Below are 16,538 nucleotides of genomic sequence, written 5' to 3'. Positions count from 1 at the left end.
TCGCGCGGAACGGGTCGCTCAGCCCCGGATTCTATTTGGTGCCGAGCGTGAAGTCTCCACGCCGCGCAGCGGATTGGGGGGCCCTGTGCGAAGGGTCACTCGCTTTCGTATTCCACCAGCAGATCCTTGGCGTCGATCTGCGCCCCCGGCGTGACATGGACCGCCTTGATCACTCCGTCGCGGTCGGCGTGGAGGCCGGTTTCCATCTTCATCGCCTCGATCGTCAGCAGCATGTCGCCCTGCTTGACGGTCTTGCCCGCCTCGATGGCGATCGAGGCCACGACGCCGGGCATCGGGGCGCCGACATGGGCCGGGTTGCCGATTTCGGCCTTGGGTTTGGCTGCGGCGCTGCCGCCGAGCTTGCGGTTCGGGACGCGGGCGACGCGAGGCTGGCCGTTCAACTCGAAGAAGACGCGGACGAGGCCGTCCTCGGCGATCTCTCCCAAAGCCTGGCAGCGGATTTCGAGCGTCTTGCCCGGGTCGATCTCGGCCGAGATCTCCTGCCCCGGCTCCATCCCGTAGAAGAAGGTGGGCGTGGGCAGGGTGTTTACCGGGCCGTACTCCTCGTGGCGCTTGCGGTAATCCACGAACACCTTGGGATACATGAGGTAGCCGAAGAGATCCTCGTCGTCGATCTCGACCCCGCCGCATTTATGGGAGGCCTCGGCGCGCGCGAGTTCGATGTCCACGGGCTTCAGGTGCTTGCCGGGGCGATCCTCCAGCGGCTTTTCGCCCTTGAGGATCTTCTTTTGGATCGCCTCGGGCCACCCCCCCGGCGGATGGCCGAGCGAACCGCGCATCATGTCGACCACCGAGTCGGGGAAGGTGACGTCGGTCGTCGGGTCCTCGACCTGCTCGCGCGTCAGGCCCTGTGCGACCATCATCAGGGCCATGTCGCCCACGACCTTGGACGACGGCGTGACCTTCACGATGTCGCCGAACATCTGGTTCACCTGCGCATAGGTATGCGCGACCTCGTGCCAGCGATCCTCGAGCCCCATGGAACGCGCCTGGGTCTTGAGGTTGGTGAACTGCCCGCCCGGCATCTCGTGCAGGTAGACCTCGGATGCGGGGGCCTGCATGCCGGATTCGAACGCGGCGTAGTGGTTGCGCACGCCCTCCCAGTAGTTCGAGATCTCGCGGATCGCCTCGATGTCGAGGCCGGTGTCGCGTTCGGATCCGGCCAATGCCTCGACCACGGTGCCCAGCGTCGCCTGAGAGGTGTTGCCCGACAGCGAGTCCATGGCGCAATCGACGGCATCGACCCCGGCATCCGAGGCGGCGAGGATCGTGCCCGCGGCGATGCCGGCGGTGTCGTGGGTGTGGAAGTGGATCGGCAGCCCGACCTCTTCCTTCAGCGCCTTGAAGAGGATGCGCGCGGCGCCCGGCTTCATCAGGCCGGCCATGTCCTTGACGCCGAGGATATGCGCGCCGGCGGCCTTCAGCTCCTTCGCGGTGCGGACATAGTAGTCGAGGTCGTATTTCGCGCGGTTCGGGTCGCGCAGGTCGCCGGTATAGCAGACGGTGCCTTCGCAGACCTTGTTCTGCTCGATCACGGCGTCCATGGCGACGCGCATGTTCTCGACCCAGTTGAGGCTGTCGAACACGCGGAACACGTCGATCCCGCTGATCGCGGCCTGCTTGACGAAGCCCTGCACCACGTTGTCGGGATAGTTCGTGTAGCCGACCCCGTTCGAGCCCCGCAGCAGCATCTGCGTCATGATGTTGGGCACGCGCTCGCGGATGCCGCGCAGGCGCTCCCACGGCGATTCCTGCAGGAAGCGGTAGGCCACGTCGAAGGTGGCACCCCCCCAACATTCAAGCGAGAACAGCTCGGGCAGGTTGTGGGCATAGGTCGGTGCAACGCGGATCATGTCGATCCCGCGCATCCGGGTGGCCAGAAGCGACTGGTGCCCGTCGCGCATGGTGGTGTCGGTGATCAGCAGTTGCGGCTGGTCGGCCAGCCAGTCGGCCACCGCCTGCGGTCCGAAATCGTCGAGGATCTGACGCGTCCCGGACGCGGGCCCGTCAGTCTTCTTGCGGGGCGGAACTGGGGTCTTGGCCTCGGCCGGGGGCAGGGCGCGGCCCTCGGTCTCGGGATGGCCGTTCACCGTGATGTCGGCGACGTAGTTCAGAAGCTTCGTCGCCCGGTCGCGGCGGGGGGCGAAGTCGAAGAGTTCGGGCGTCTGGTCAATGAACTTGGTGTGATACTCGTTCGACAGGAAGGTCGGGTGGCGCAGAAGGTTGATGACGAAGTCGATATTCGTGCTGACGCCGCGGATGCGGAACTCGCGCAGGGCCCGGTCCATCCGCGCAATCGCGGCCTCGGGGGTGGGGGCCCAGGCGGTGACCTTTTCCAGCAGGCTGTCGTAGTAACGGGTGATGACCGCGCCCGAATAGGCGGTGCCACCGTCGAGGCGGATGCCCATGCCGGTGGCGCCGCGATAGGCCGTGATGCGGCCATAATCGGGGATGAAGTTGTTGGTCGGGTCCTCTGAGGTGATGCGGCACTGGATCGCGTGGCCCGACAGCTCGACATCGTATTGCGAGGCGGTGCCCGTCGCATCCATCAGCGACTTGCCCTCGGCGATCAGGATCTGGGCGCGGACGATGTCGATGCCGGTGACTTCCTCGGTCACGGTATGCTCGACCTGGACGCGGGGGTTCACCTCGATGAAGTAGAACTCGCCCGTGTCCATATCCATCAGGAACTCGATGGTGCCGGCGCACTCGTATCCCACATGCTCGGCGATCTTCTTGCCGAGGTTGCAGATCCGCTCGCGTTGCGCGCTGCTGAGGTAGGGGGCAGGGGCGCGCTCCACGACCTTCTGGTTGCGCCGCTGGACCGAGCAGTCACGCTCCCACAGGTGGTAGATGTTGCCGCGACTGTCGCCGAGGATCTGAACCTCGACATGGCGCGCGCGCTTGATCATCCGCTCGAGGTAGCCCTCGCCGTTGCCGAACGCGGCTTCCGCCTCGCGCCGGCCCTCGCGCACCTTGTCCTCAAGCTCGTCCGGGCCGAGGATCGCGCGCATCCCGCGCCCGCCGCCGCCCCAGGACGCCTTGAGCATCAGCGGATAGCCGATTTCCTCGGCCCAGGCGCGCGCCTCGTCCATGTCGCCCGTCAGCACCTCGGAGGCGGGGACGACCGGCACCCCGGCCTCGATCGCGACGCGCCGGGCCGAGGCCTTGTCGCCCAGCTTGCGCATCGTTTCGGCCTTGGGGCCGATGAAGGTGATCCCGGCCTCGCGGCAGGCATCGACGAAATCGGGGTTCTCGGACAGCAGGCCGTAGCCCGGGTGGATCGCGTCGGCGCCGCATTCCCGAGCGACGCGGATGATCTCTTCGATGGACAGATACGCCTGGACGGGTCCCATCCCTTCGCCGATGCGGTAGGCCTCGTCGGCCTTGAACCGGTGGAGGGACATCTTGTCCTCGTCCGCGTAGATCGCGACCGTGCGTTTCCCCATCTCGTTTGCCGCACGCATCACCCGGATGGCAATCTCGCCGCGGTTGGCGATGAGGATCTTCTTGAAATCGGTCATGATCGAAAGGCCTTCATTTCGCAGTTGCAGCGAAACGATAGTGCGCGTCCGCCGCACTGTCCATGAAGGCTAGAGGCGCGCTTTCGCTTCGGCCGGGGACGCGATGGCCAGCTGCCCCATATCCGCGATCAGCCCTTCGCGCAGGACATGGATCGCGTGGTCGATCCCCGCTTGTCCGAACGCGGCGTACCCGTGGTGAAACGCGCGCCCCAGCATCACCATGTCGGCCCCCAGCGCGATCAGCCGCAACACGTCCGTCCCCGACCGGACGCCTCCATCGGCGATCAGCGGCATGTCCGGCAGGGCATCGCGGATCGCGGGCAGGACGGTGGCGGCGGCGGGTGCAGCCTCGAACTGGCGGCCCCCGTGGTTCGAGACCCAGACCGCGTCCGCCACCCCGTCCAGCGCCTGGGCGTCCGCCGGATGTAGGACCCCCTTGACGACGAGGGGGCCGTCCCACTCTGCGCGCAGCGCCTCGAGATAGGCGCGGTCGGGCGAGACGCGCAGTTGATAGCCGATATGCCCCGTGGTCCCGCCGGGCGCGTTCCGAACATAGGGCTCGAGCGTCTTCAGCCGTGGAACGCCTGCTCGCAGCGTCGCGATCGACCAGGCGGGGCAAAGGGCCGCCTGCGCCACGATCCACGGCGTCAGGCGCATCGGGTTCGACAGGCGCGCGCGCCGTTGCCGCTCGCGGCGCGAGGGGGTGCCGACATCGGCGGTCAGGATCAGCGTCTCGAACCCTGAGTCCCGGGCGCGGGCCAGCATGTCGCGCCTTATGCCCGAATCGCGGGGCGGGTAGAGCTGGAACCACCCGCGCCCGCCGGTCAGGGGGCCGATCTCTTCCGGCGTGGCCGAGGCGACGGTCGACAGGCAATAGGGGATGCCGGCCCGATGGGCCGCCCCCGCCAGCGCCGATTCGGCACCGGGCCAGACCAGCCCCGACATGCCCACAGGCGCCATCCCGACCGGCAGAGCCCAATCGTGCCCAAGCACCTTCGTGGTCAGGTCGGCCTCGACCGGCGACAGCACGCGCGGCACCAGCCTGACCGCGTCGAGTGCTGCCGTGTTCCCGCGCTTGGACGTCTCGTCGCCGGTCGCACTGTCGAGATACTCCCACACGAAGCGCGGCACTCGCCGGCGGGCGATGGCAGAGAGATCGGCGAGAGAGGGGGCGCGGTCGTCGAGATCCATGGCGTCTTCTAGCGGCTCGCCGCGCACGCCTCCAGACCTGCTCATGGGTCGGTCTCCGAAGGCGAGTATGATAAACAATGGCTGCCGGACAGGAACAAGTAGGGAACATGGCGCTTGTGATCGGAGGCTCCGGCGCGGTATGGTGAGGCATGACGAGTTACGACGAAGACAACGCCTTCGAGAACGCGGTCAGCCTGTCGCAGCGCGCCGCCGCCGCGCGCGCGCAGCCTGACCGCTATTTGGATGACCTGAATTCCGCGCAGCGCGAGGCGGTTGAGACACTCAACGGCCCACTGTTGATCCTGGCCGGAGCGGGAACAGGCAAGACGAAGGCGCTGATGGCGCGAATCGCGCACCTACAGAAGACAGGCCGCGCGAGTGCAAATCAGATTCTCGCTGTGACCTTCACTAACAAGGCGGCACGGGAGATGAAGAGCCGGCTGGAAAAGACTCCCTTCAACCAACGGGAACCAGTTCGTTGGATGGGTACCTTCCACGCAATCTGCGCCAGGCTTCTTCGCGAGAACGCCGAGCTGGTGGGCCTCAAGGATAGCTTTACGATCCTCGACACAGACGACCAGTTGCGGCTGTTGAAGCAGCTCATCGTTGCCGAGAACATCGATGAAAAGCGCTGGCCGCCCCGGATGCTACTGGGGTTGATCGACAGTTGGAAGAACCGCGCTCTGAAGCCTGCGAAGGTTCCGGCCAGCGAGGCGAGTGAATTCGACCACCGTGGGTCAGAACTTTATGACTACTACCAGCGCCGCTTGATAGAGCTGAACGCTGTCGATTTCGGCGACCTGTTGCTGCACATGGTAACGATCTTCCAAGAGCACCCGTTCGTGCTGCTGCGTTATCAAAACAGGTTCCGCTACATCCTGGTGGACGAGTACCAGGACACGAACGTCGCGCAGTACCTGTGGCTTCGGCTACTTGCGCAGGGGCACAAGAACATCTGCTGCGTGGGCGATGACGACCAATCGATCTACGGCTGGCGCGGTGCCGAGGTTGGCAACATCCTGCGGTTCGAGACCGACTTCCCCGGCGCCAAGGTCGTGCGGCTCGAGCAGAATTACCGCTCGACCCCGCACATCCTGGCCGCCGCGAGCGGTGTCATCGACGCCAACAAGGGGCGTCTCGGCAAGACGCTGTGGACGGCGGAAGAGCAGGGCGAGAAGGTCCGGCTGATCGGCCACTGGGACGGCGACGAAGAGGCCCGCTGGGTCGGCGAAGAGATCGAATCGATGTCCGCGGGCACGCGGGGGCTACGGCCCATGAGCCTGGACGAGATGGCCATCCTCGTGCGTGCCTCGCACCAGATGCGCACGTTCGAGGACCGCTTCCTGACCATCGGGCTGCCCTACCGCGTCATCGGTGGCCCCCGCTTCTACGAGCGGATGGAGATTCGCGACGCGATGGCCTATTTCCGCCTCGCCGTCTCGCCCGACGACGACCTCGCCTTCGAGCGGATCGTGAACACGCCCAAGCGCGGCCTCGGCGACAAGGCGCAGCAGAAAATCCAGCTCGCCGCGCGGGACAACGGCGTCAGCCTTGTCGACGGCGCGCGGATCCTGCTGCAGGACAAGGGGCTCGGCGGCAAGGGCGGGGCCGAATTGCGCGTGCTGGTTGACGGCATCGCCCGGTGGCACGACGCTGTCCGCGACCCCGACGGCGATCATATCGCCCTGGCCGAGGCGCTTCTGGACGAGTCCGGCTACACCGCGATGTGGCAGGACGCGAAGGACCCGGACGCGCCGGGGCGGCTCGAGAACCTCAAGGAACTGGTGAAGGCGCTGGAAGGGTTCGAGAACCTTCAGGGCTTCCTCGAACACGTCGCGCTCATCATGGACAACGAGAGCGAGGCCGAGGGGGCCAAGGTCTCGATCATGACGCTTCACGCGGCGAAGGGGCTCGAGTTTCCCGCCGTCTTCCTGCCGGGGTGGGAGGATGGGCTGTTCCCCTCGCAGCGGTCGATGGACGAATCGGGGCTCAAGGGCCTCGAGGAAGAGCGCCGCCTTGCCTATGTCGGCATCACCCGCGCCGAAGAGGTCTGCACGATCTCGTTCGCGGCGAACCGGCGCGTCTACGGACAGTGGCAATCGGCGCTGCCCTCGCGCTTCATCGACGAGTTGCCCGAGGCGCATGTCGAGGTTCTGACGCCGCCGGGCCTCTATGGCGGCGGCTACGGTGCGGCCGGCATGGCGGCGAGCGCCTCGCCGCAGATCATGGCGAGCCAGCAGTCGGACCTGCATGACAAGGCGAGCCGGGCGGATGTCTACAACTCTCCGGGGTGGCGGCGGATGCAGGCGCGCAGCCAGAGCCGCCCGATGAGCCAGCCGCGCGAGCAGCGCAACATGGTCGTGGATGCCGAGGCGATCTCGGCCTTTGCGGAGGGCGACCGGGTGTTCCACCAGAAGTTCGGCTACGGCACCGTGACGGCGTTCGAGGGGGACAAGATCGACGTCGCCTTCGACAAGGCGGGCTCCAAGAAGCTCCTGGGCCGCTTCCTGGTCGAGGCCGCGCAGGCAGGCGACGTCCCGTTCTGATTTTCAGGGTCTGAAAGACAAAAGCGGCGATGCCCGGGAGGAGGTGGGCATCGCCGCCATTGACGTGCGCCGGGGAGGAGGTCGGCGCGCGTATGCTGATCTTGTAGCGGCGACATTCGGGAGGAGGTGAATGTCGCCGCTCTATACGTACGCCCGGGAGGAGGTAGGCGTTACGCATCCGGTTGTGGCGGCAGCGCTCGGGAGGAGGTGAGCGCCGCCGCCAGATACGTGCACCGGGGAGGAGGTCGGCGCCCGTATGTCAGGTTCGGCGGCGATACCCGGGAGGAGGTAGGTATCGCCGCCTGAAACACAGCACCGGGGAGGAGGTCGGCGCTGCGTAATCTGTGGCGACGACACCGGGGAGGAGGTCGGTGTCGTCGCCGAATACGAGGCGCCCGGGAGGAGGTGGGTGCTCGTATGTCACGTGTGGCGGCGACGTCCGGGAGGAGGTGGACGTCGCCGCCGAATGCTCACGCCCGGGAGGAGGTAGGCGCTCGCAATCTTGTTCTTGGGGCGGCGGCACCGGGGAGGAGGTCGGTGCCGCCGCTAGTTCGGGACGCGCGGGGGAGGAGGTCCGCCCGGCCCGAAATCGGAAATCAGTTGCCGTAGGCCGCTTCGAGAGCCACGGCACGGATGCCGGAGCGATGCAGGCCCAGGTCGTTGAGCTCGCGGTCCGAGAGGGCGCCGAGTTCGTCGCGGGTCTGGCGGTACACCTTCCAGGCGCCGTAACGGGCACGCATTTCCTGGCGGAACGCATCGAAACGGTTCTCTGCGAAGGGAACGTGAAGGATGTTCGACAGTGTCATTCTATTCTGGCCTCTTGTTGGCATCGTCGTCGCCGGCGTTGACCCCTAAATAGCCGTTTGCTGCGAGTGCACAATCTGGGGCATCGTCAATGCCGCTATGCAGCACGCGCAATGCCCCGCGACCGCTAACTGCACCCGCATCCCCTCATGAGGTCAGGTCTCCGGTCTGATCTGCGGGACGCGGCCTTCGCGCGCCAAGGGTGGGGGAATCGGAAGCACCCCGCTTATTGGGAAATCATGGGACCTGCCGCGGGATTCGGGGGAAACCGCTTCTGAAGCGCCTCGAGCCGTGCGTGTGGCGGCCCTGATCACGGCGTTCAGTCGGGCGGGGCCTCATTTGCGCCACATTCGGGTCGGAAATTTTTCCAACCACATGTGGTGTTCGAGATCCGGGGAGAGACCACATATTCCAGATCAAACACGAAAGAATCACGAGACTGTGTGGTCTAGGCCATACTTTCCCAGCCGGTGGCGCAGGCGAGCGAGATTTGTGGTTGTCGCCCATGAATTCCCATGGAATACCTAACCCATCGAAGGGCGGTAGGCGAAACGGGCGACGAAGACCCGAACGTCAAAGCAAAGATGGCAGGCTTCATACAGGCAGCTCAAAACAAAAAACTACGCGGTCACTTCGACAATAAGATCCGGTGCGCGAGCGAGCAGACATCCCCCCAGGTGGCGCGCGCTATCGGACGAACCCGGTAAACGGGATTGACGGCGATCCGAACCGTGGCAGCAGTTCGGGTCGCCGTTTTCCGTCGCGGGAAATCTGTCCACAGAATCAGCTGAATCACGTGTCGGCTGGTCGGTCAAGGAGAAGCCTTTTTGTTCGACGTGTTCATCGGCCAACACGAGAACAAGATCGACGCCAAGGCGCGTCTCTCCATTCCTGCCGACTTCCGGAAAGTGATCGACCAAGGCCACCAGGACCGCGAGCCAGGCACCCCCGCAACCTTCCTTCTGGTCTTCGGCGACGAGCGGACGCCCTACCTCGAGGGGATGACCCTCGCGCGGCTCAAGAAGATCACAAAGCAGATCCGGCGGATGCCCAAGTCCGATCCCCGCCGCAATCAGCTCGAGGAGGCAATCTACGAGAAGTCGCAGCAGCTCGTCCTCGACGATACGGGTCGTATCGTCCTTCCGGCTCGCGGGCGCGACAAGCTGGGGATCTCCGCGAACGATACCGTGGTCTTCGCCGGGCGCGGCGACAGCTTCCGCCTCTGGAAGCCCGACGCTCACGCGACGGCGACCGAACGGCCGCCCGCAGACCCGGCGATCGACTACGATCCCGACCGGGATCCGATGGACTACCTCGATGGTGACGAAGACGACGAGGAGTGATCCATGGCGCCGCACATCCCGGTTCTTCTATCCTCGATCATAGCTGAATGCGCGCCGATCCAAGGTCTCTGGATCGACGGCACGTTCGGGGCAGGGGGCTATGCGCGCGGGCTGCTGGCCGCCGGCGCTGACGCCGTCGTCGGCATCGACCGCGATCCGACCGTTTTCGCCATGGCCGCCGAATGGGCGGATGAGTATGGCGAGGCGCTTCATCTCGTGCAGGGGACGTTCTCGGACCTCGACACGCTGGCGGGGGCGCCGGCCGACGGGGTTGTGCTGGATCTCGGGGTGTCATCCATGCAGCTCGACCAGGCCGAGCGGGGGTTCTCGTTCATGCGCGACGGGCCGCTCGACATGCGGATGGGTGACGAGGGGATGACGGCGGCCGACGTCGTCAACGATGCGCCCGAGGGCGTGCTGGCCGACATCATTTACCATTACGGCGAAGACCGCGCCTCGCGCCGCATCGCGCAGGCCATCGTCGAGGCGCGCGCGATCAGTCGCATCGTGACCACCGGGCAGCTCGCCGGGATCGTCCAGCGCGTCCTGCCGCGCCCCAAGCCGGGACAGAGCAATCCCGCCACACGCACCTTCCAGGGCCTGCGCATAGCCGTGAACGACGAGTTCGGGCAGCTCGCCCTCGGGCTCGAGGCGGCCGAGCGTGCGCTGAAGCCCGGCGGCTGGCTGGCGGTGGTCAGCTTCCACTCGCTCGAGGATCGGGTGGTCAAACGGTTCCTGCAATCGCGGTCCAGCAAGGGGGGTGGCGGCAACCGCTATGCCCCGGCCCCCGATGCAGAGACGCCACGGTTCACGGATCTCTCCAAGGGCATTGTCGCGGATCACCGCGAAGTGGATCAGAATCCGCGCGCACGTTCGGCGCGTCTGAGGATCGCGCGCCGCACCGACGCCCCGGCCGGTCCCAGCGACCGCAAGGCGCTCGGGTTGCCCAAGTTCGATCCCGGAGTGTTGTAGATGCGGACGATCCTGTTTGTGCTGCCGGGCCTTGCCGTCATGGCCCTCGCCTTCTGGGCCTATTCCGAGAATTACGAGACCCAGGAATCGCTTTCCCGGGTGAACGACCTGCAGCGCCGCATCGGGGCCGAGCGCGAGACGCTTGCGATCCTGAAGGCCGAGTGGGCTTACCTGAACCGGCCCGAACGTCTGCGCGGCCTCGTCGACCTCAACTTCGAGCGTCTGGCCCTGCTGCCGCTGCAACCCTTCCACTACGCCGGCGTGGACCAGATCCCCTATCCCACGCCCGACCTGGAAGACATCGTCGAGATCATTCCCCTGATGGGAGAGCTTCCCTGATGACCCGCACCCCCCTGCGCCCGCTCGCCCGCGTCATCGAAGCCCGGCAGCGGGGCGAGAACCCGGACGTGATCGAGCGCGAGAATCGCCGCCGCCGCCACGACGAGATGCGTGACAAGTCCCGACGGCAGGCCGAGGGGCGGCTGGTCCTGATGGCGGCCTTCTTCCTCTGCGCCTTTGCGGTGGTCGGCGTTCGGATGGGCATGATGGCCGTGGCCGAACCGACCGAGCCCCGAAGCCAGGTCGCGGGCTCGTCAGCCGTTCCGCAGCGCGCCGACATCGTCGACCGCCACGGCCGGACGCTGGCGACGAACCTGGCGACCTATGCGCTCTACGCCCAGCCGCCGCATATGACCGACAAGGCGCGCGCCGCGCACGAACTGGCGGCGATCTTCCCCGATCTGGACGAAAAAGAGCTCTACGAGGATTTCACCGGCAAGCGGAAGTTCCTGTGGATCAAGAAGCAGGTCAGCCCCGAGCAGCGCCAGGCCGTTCACGATATCGGCGATCCCGGCCTTCTCTTCGGCCCGCGCGAGATGCGCCTTTATCCGAACGGCAAGCTGGCCGCGCATATTCTGGGCGGCGCGCGATTCGACAAGGAGGGTGTCTCTTCGGCCGAGGTCGTTGGCGTCGCCGGCATCGAACGCGCGATGGATGCCGAGCTGCGCGACCCGGCGCGGGCAGGAGAGCCGTTGGCGCTGTCCATCGACGTGAGCGTGCAATCGGCCATGCGCGAGGTGCTTTACGGCGGGATGCGCCTGATGAACGCCAAGGGCGCGGCCGGCGTCTTGATGGATATCCATACCGGCGAGATCGTGTCGATGGTCTCGCTGCCCGACTTCGATCCGAACGACCGCCCCCGCCCTTTGACGACGGGCGACGCGGGGGACAGTCCACTCTTCAACCGGGCGGTGCAGGGGGTCTACGAGCTTGGCTCGACCTTCAAGATCCTTGCCGTCGCGCAGGCGATGGAGTTGGGCCTCGTCACGCCGGACACCATGGTCGACGCCGACGCTCCGCTGCGGTGGGGCCGTCACACGATCCACGAGTTCGAGCGCAAGAATTACGGCCCCCTCCTGTCGGCCACCGACGTGATCGTCAAAAGCTCGAACGTCGGGACCGGAAACATTGCGCTCGAGATCGGCGGCGCGCGCCAGCAGGAGTTCCTGCGCAGCTTCGGCGTCTTCGACCCGTCCCCGGTCGAGCTGGTCGAAGCGCCCTATGCCAAGCCGCTCGTGCCGTCGAACTGGTCCGAGATCGTGACGATCACCGCCTCTTACGGTCACGGATTCGCGGCGTCGCCGTTGCACTTGGCAACAGCCTATTCGTCACTGCTGAACGGTGGCACCAAGGTGACGCCGACGCTGCTGAAGCGCGACCGCGTCGAACCCGGACCCCGCCTCGTCCGGCCCGAGGTCTCCAGGGCGTCGGCCGAGATGCTGCGCCAGGTCGTGCTGCGCGGCACGGCCAGCTTCGGCGCCGTTCCGGGCTACGAGGTCGGAGGCAAGACCGGCACCGCGAACAAGCCGCTCGAGAATGGCCGGGGCTATCACCAGGACAAGAACATCAACACCTTCGCCAGCGTCTTCCCGGCCTCGGACCCGAAATACGTGCTGGTCGTGTCGCTGGACGAGGCCTCGGACAATTCGGGCTCGGAACCGCGCCGCACCGCGGGCTGGACGGCCGTTCCCGTCTCGGCCGAGATCATCCGGCGGACGGCCCCGCTTCTGGGCCTCAGGCCAATCATTGAACCCATCGAGACATCCGCGCTAATACCCGCCTCGAACTGAAGGGGGGCCGACATGGCACACCGCACGAGGACATTGGCCGATCTGGGCCTCAGCGCGCAGGGCGGCCGCGACGCCCGGATCACCGGCATCTCGGTCGATAGCCGCGAGACTCGCGAGGGGCACCTGTTCGCCGCGCTGCCGGGGACATGCTCGCACGGGGCGACCTTCGTAGAGACGGCGATCGGGATGGGCGCGACGGCGATCCTGACCGACCGCGAGGGGTTGGCGATCGCGCGCCCGGCGCTCGACGGCACCGACGTCGCGGTGGTGGTGGCCGAGACCCCTCGCCAGGCGCTCGCCTATGCCGCGGCGCTCTGGTTCGGCACCCAGCCCGAGACGATGGTCGCCGTGACGGGCACCAACGGCAAGACTTCGGTCGCCAGCTTCACCCGCCAGATCTGGACCGCCCTCGGCCATCGGGCGGTGAATATCGGCACGACCGGCGTCGAGGGCTCGTGGGAGACCCCCCTGCGCCACACCACGCCTGAACCGGTGACCCTGCACCGCGTGCTCTGCGAAGCCGCGGCCGAGGGCATCACGCACGCCGCGATGGAGGCCAGCTCCCACGGGCTCGACCAGTACCGGTTGGACGGGGTGACGCTGCGCGCGGCGGGGTTCACCAACTTCACGCAGGATCACCTCGACTATCATGCCGATTTCGAGGAGTATTTCGCGGCCAAGGCAGGGCTCTTCGACCGCGTCCTGCCCGAGGACGGCACCGCGGTCATCAACGTCGAGGATGAGAAGGGCGATGCCGTCCGCGCCATCGCCGAGGCGCGCGGGCAGGACTCCCTGACCGTCGGCCGGCGCCCCGACGCGGCGCTGCGCATCATCGCCCAGCGGTTCGACCCCACGGGTCAGCATCTGCGCTTCGCCTGGAATGCCGAGCCACGGCAGGTCCGCCTTGGCCTGATCGGCGGGTTCCAGGCCGAGAACGTCCTTCTGGCAGCGGGCCTCGCCATCGCCAGCGGCAGCGAACCGCGTGACGTGTTCGAGGTCTTGCCCCAGCTCTCCACGGTGCGCGGGCGGATGCAGCTTGCCGCCACGCGTGGAAGCGGGGCAGCCGTGTTCGTCGACTATGCCCACACCCCCGCCGCGCTCGAGACCGCGCTGAAGGCGTTGCGCCCCCACACCATGGGCCGACTCGTCGTCGTCTATGGCGCGGGTGGTGACCGCGACCGCGGCAAGCGCCCCCTGATGGGGACGGCGGCGCGCGACCATGCGGACGTGCGGATCGTGACCGACGACAATCCCCGCTCGGAAGAGCCTGCCTCGATCCGCGCGGAAATCCTCGCCGCCGATCCCGAAGCCATCGAGATCGGCGACCGCGCCGAGGCGATCCTGCGCGCCGTCGACATGCTGGAAGACGGCGACGCCCTTCTGATCGCGGGCAAGGGGCACGAGACCGGCCAGATCGTCGGCGACACGGTCTATCCCTTCGACGATGCCGAACAGGCGAGCGTCGCCGTCGCAGCCCTCGACGGTCGGTTCGCATGAGTCTCTGGACCTCTGCCGATGCCGCCCGTGCGACGGGCGGGTGCGCCACGACCGAATGGGCGGCGGATGGCGTGTCGATCGACACCCGAACGCTGGCCCCGGGCGACCTGTTCGTCGCCCTGACGGCAGCGCGGGACGGGCACGAATTCGTCGCGCAGGCGCTGGCGAAGGGGGCCGCCGCCGCGCTCGTCTCGCGACTCCCCGAGGGCGTGAGCGAAGATGCGCCGTTGCTGATCGTGGACGACGTGCAGACCGCGCTGGAAGGTCTCGGCCGTTTTGCGCGCGACAGGTTGCAGGGCCGGGTGCTCGCGATCACCGGGTCGGTGGGCAAGACGACGACCAAGGAAATGGCGCGGGTTGCCTTCTCGGGGCAGCGTCGCACCGAAGCGGCCGTCGCCAGCTACAACAATCATTGGGGCGTGCCGCTGACGCTCGCGCGCACCCCGCCCGAAACGGAACTGCTGATCGTCGAGATCGGCATGAGCCACGCCGGCGAAATCGCACCGCTGTCTCGCCTCGCGCGCCCGCACGTGGCGATCGTCACCACGGTCGCCGCCGCGCATCTGGAAGCGTTCGGGAACCTCGAGGGGATCGCGGCCGAGAAGGCGTCGATCTTCGAAGGACTCGAATCCGGCGGAGTCGCGATCTACAACGCCGACCTTCCCACGACCCCGATCCTGACCGCGGCGGCCGGAGATTCGGGGATGACCTTCGGCCTGACCGACAGCGCGGATTTGCACATTCGCGACGTTACGCTCGCCGACGAGGCGACTATCGTGCGGGCCAACCACGAAGATTACGACATCCTCTATCGCATCTCGGCACCGGGGCGGCACCTGGCGCTGAACGCGGCCTCGATCATCCTGGCTGCCAAGCCGCTGGGGGCCGATCCGGATGTGACCGCGCAGGCGATCTCGGCGTGGCAGCCCCCAGCGGGGCGCGGCGCGCGCGAGACGGTGACACTCGACGCGGTGGAAGGGCGCAGCCTGACGCTGATCGACGACGCTTTCAACGCCAACCCCGCCTCGATGGCCGCAGCACTCGACCGGATCGCCGCGGCCGAGCCCGAGAAGGGCGGCCGGCGCATCGCGATCCTGACCGACATGCTGGAACTCGGCCCCGAGGCGCGCAGCCTGCACAAGAGCCTTGCCGACCATTCCGGGATGAACCGCCTGGCACAGGTTCACACGGCCGGCCCGCTGATGCGCGCGCTGCACGAGGCGCTGCCTTCCGACCGGCGCGGCCACTGGGCCGAGACTGCCGAAGAGCTGGCGGCCGAGATCGCCACCCTCGTCCATTCCGGCGACATCGTGCTCGTCAAAGGGTCGAAAAGTTCAAAGGCGGCGCTTCTCGTTGACGCGATCCGCGAATTGGGCCATCGCGACCGCCGACCCGCAGCAGAGGCGCGCTGAATGCTCTACTGGCTTTCGACCTTCTCCGACGGCGGAGACGTGTTAAACCTCTTCCAGTATATCACCTTCCGCTCGGGCGCGGCGTTCTTCACGGCGCTGATCTTCGGCTTCGTCTTCGGCCGGCCGCTGATCGACCTGTTGCGCAAGCGCCAAAGAAATGGCCAGCCGATCCGCGCGGACGGGCCCGAGGGGCACGTCCTGACGAAGTCCGGCACGCCCACCATGGGCGGCGTGCTGATCCTCGGGGCGCTGCTCTTTTCGACCCTGCTCTGGGGGCGGCTCGACAATCCTTATGTCTGGATGCTGCTTTTCGTGACCGTGGGCTTCGGAGCCATCGGCTTCATGGATGACTATGCCAAGGTCACGAAGAACAATCACGCCGGCCTGTCGGGCAAGGTGCGCCTGCTGATCGGCTTCACCATCGCCGGGATCGCCGGGTTCTGGGCGGCCTGGTTCCATCCGGTGGAACTGACCGGCCAGCTCGCGTTTCCGGTGTTCAAGAACGTGCTTCTCAACCTCGGGATCCTGTTCGTGCCCTTCGCGATGATCGTCATCGTGGGGGCGGCGAACGCGGTGAACCTGACGGACGGGCTGGACGGGCTGGCGATCATGCCGGTGATGATCGCCAGCGGCACGCTTGGGGTCATCGCCTACACCGTGGGGCGCGTGGACTTCACCGAGTATCTCGACGTGCATTACGTGCCCGGGACGGGGGAGATCCTGATCTTCTGCTCGGCGCTGATCGGCGGGGGCCTGGGATTCCTCTGGTACAACGCTCCCCCGGCAGCCGTCTTCATGGGCGACACCGGCTCGTTGGCCCTTGGCGGCGCCCTTGGGGCCATCGCGGTGGCCATCAAGCACGAGCTGGTGCTGGCCATCGTCGGCGGCCTCTTCGTGGTCGAGGCGCTGTCGGTCATTGTCCAGGTGCTGTACTTCAAGCGGACGGGCAGGCGGGTCTTCCTGATGGCGCCGATCCACCACCATTTCGAGAAACGCGGCTGGCCCGAGGCGCAGATCGTGATCCGCTTCTGGATCATCTCGCTGATCCTCGCGCTGATCGGCCTTGCCACGCTGAAGCTACGGTGATCCAGGTGTCGGG

The 16,538-nt window shown here is 66.8% G+C and carries 11 protein-coding genes; 8 read left to right on the top strand and 3 right to left on the bottom strand.

From position 1 onward, the window contains the following. Positions 1-95: 95 nt before the first annotated feature. Together PAM7066_RS03960 and PAM7066_RS03955 are read right to left on the bottom strand one after the other, a co-directional pair. Positions 96-3,545, bottom strand: coding sequence for a pyruvate carboxylase (locus PAM7066_RS03960; protein WP_085852856.1), 3,450 nt, complete (start codon positions 3,543-3,545; stop codon positions 96-98). Positions 3,546-3,614: 69 nt separating this feature from the next. Beyond that, on the bottom strand, positions 3,615-4,781 hold the full coding sequence (locus PAM7066_RS03955; RefSeq protein ID WP_245749596.1) for an alpha-hydroxy acid oxidase: 1,167 nt from the start codon (positions 4,779-4,781) through the stop codon (positions 3,615-3,617). 104 nt (positions 4,782-4,885) lie between these two features. Here PAM7066_RS03955 and PAM7066_RS03950 point away from each other — a divergent pair, with 104 nt between their 5' ends. Beyond that, positions 4,886-7,282: an ATP-dependent helicase gene (locus PAM7066_RS03950; protein ID WP_085852854.1), complete on the top strand. Its 2,397-nt coding sequence runs from the start codon at positions 4,886-4,888 to the stop codon at positions 7,280-7,282. A gap of 596 nt (positions 7,283-7,878) precedes the next feature. On the opposite strand, the gene PAM7066_RS03945 is transcribed toward PAM7066_RS03950, so the two are convergent. Next, on the bottom strand, positions 7,879-8,088 hold the full coding sequence (locus tag PAM7066_RS03945; protein ID WP_085852853.1) for a DUF1127 domain-containing protein: 210 nt from the start codon (positions 8,086-8,088) through the stop codon (positions 7,879-7,881). 834 nt (positions 8,089-8,922) lie between these two features. On the opposite strand from PAM7066_RS03945, the gene PAM7066_RS03940 reads away from it, so the two are divergent. From PAM7066_RS03940 to mraY, 7 genes are read left to right on the top strand one after another with little or no spacing between them, the layout of a single operon-like run. Then, positions 8,923-9,429 (top strand): division/cell wall cluster transcriptional repressor MraZ, encoded by a 507-nt coding sequence (locus PAM7066_RS03940; RefSeq protein ID WP_245749605.1) that lies wholly within the window; start codon positions 8,923-8,925, stop codon positions 9,427-9,429. A 3-nt stretch (positions 9,430-9,432) separates the two neighbouring features. After that, the gene (gene rsmH, locus PAM7066_RS03935) at positions 9,433-10,401 is read left to right on the top strand and encodes a 16S rRNA (cytosine(1402)-N(4))-methyltransferase RsmH (RefSeq protein WP_085852851.1); all 969 of its coding nucleotides are present in this window, start codon (positions 9,433-9,435) and stop codon (positions 10,399-10,401) included. Continuing rightward, the gene (ftsL, locus tag PAM7066_RS03930) at positions 10,402-10,740 is read left to right on the top strand and encodes a cell division protein FtsL (RefSeq protein WP_085852850.1); all 339 of its coding nucleotides are present in this window, start codon (positions 10,402-10,404) and stop codon (positions 10,738-10,740) included. After that, on the top strand, positions 10,740-12,530 hold the full coding sequence (locus tag PAM7066_RS03925; protein WP_085852849.1) for a peptidoglycan D,D-transpeptidase FtsI family protein: 1,791 nt from the start codon (positions 10,740-10,742) through the stop codon (positions 12,528-12,530). Before ftsL ends, PAM7066_RS03925 begins: the two co-directional genes overlap by 1 nt. Before the next feature lie 12 nt (positions 12,531-12,542). Then, entirely contained in the window at positions 12,543-14,027 is a 1,485-nt protein-coding gene (locus tag PAM7066_RS03920) for a UDP-N-acetylmuramoyl-L-alanyl-D-glutamate--2,6-diaminopimelate ligase (protein WP_085852848.1), read from the top strand. Next, on the top strand, positions 14,024-15,439 hold the full coding sequence (locus tag PAM7066_RS03915) for a UDP-N-acetylmuramoyl-tripeptide--D-alanyl-D-alanine ligase (protein ID WP_085852847.1): 1,416 nt from the start codon (positions 14,024-14,026) through the stop codon (positions 15,437-15,439). Before PAM7066_RS03920 ends, PAM7066_RS03915 begins: the two co-directional genes overlap by 4 nt. Further along, positions 15,440-16,525, top strand: a complete 1,086-nt coding sequence (gene mraY / locus PAM7066_RS03910) for a phospho-N-acetylmuramoyl-pentapeptide-transferase (protein ID WP_085852846.1) — start codon at positions 15,440-15,442, stop codon at positions 16,523-16,525. The last annotated feature ends 13 nt before the right edge of the window (positions 16,526-16,538 follow it).

The sequence above is a fragment of the Palleronia marisminoris genome (assembly GCF_900172315.1).
Taxonomy (GTDB): domain Bacteria; phylum Pseudomonadota; class Alphaproteobacteria; order Rhodobacterales; family Rhodobacteraceae; genus Palleronia; species Palleronia marisminoris.
The sequence above is the reverse complement of the archived record's forward strand: the minus strand, read 5'-3'. Positions and strand labels throughout refer to the sequence as shown.